Raw genomic sequence first — 565 nt, 5'->3', positions numbered from 1 at the left:
CCGACACGCGCAATCCATGCGGCATGGGGATCCCCGCAACGCGGCTCACCCATCGGCATGGCGAACCAGTCTAGGAGACTTCATTTATCATGTCCAACATCTTGCTTTTATGTCCAACCTATTGGAATCATGGCTGCCGATTACGACGTCCCCGCCATCCGCCGCACCCACGACATCCTGCGCGTGCTGTCGGGCCGCCCCACGCCGGTCAAGGCCGCCGAACTCGCGCGGGCCTGCGAGATGCCCAAGAGCACGCTGTACCTGCTGCTCGACTGCCTGGAGCAACGCCGATGGGTCGAACGCCAGGACGGCGGCTACATCATCGGACTGGAATTGATGGCGCTGGGCGCCGCCTACCTGCGGCACGATGGTCTGCAAGCGGCGTTTCACCACTCGGCCGCCGCCTTCGTGGACCGCTGCAACGAGGTCGTGCAACTGGCGGCGCTGGATGGCTTTGACGTGGTGTACCTGGCGCGGGAAGATGCGCGCCGGCCCGTGCGCCTGGTGTCGGACCTAGGCTTGCGGCTGCCCGCACATGCCTGCGCGCTGGGCAAGGCGCTGCTTG

General features: G+C 65.7%; 1 protein-coding gene. It reads left to right on the top strand.

Features of this window, described 5'->3' with window-relative positions:
- Positions 1-129: 129 nt before the first annotated feature.
- Positions 130-565 (top strand): IclR family transcriptional regulator (locus B2W22_RS27865; protein ID WP_286940406.1); only part of this gene is annotated, 436 nt, incomplete at its 3' end.

It is taken from the genome of Achromobacter sp. UBA4530 (genome assembly GCF_002388205.1).
Taxonomy (GTDB): Bacteria; Pseudomonadota; Gammaproteobacteria; order Burkholderiales; family Burkholderiaceae_B; genus Achromobacter; species Achromobacter animicus.
Note: the sequence above shows the minus strand (reverse complement) of the source record. Positions and strands in the feature narration are given on the sequence as shown.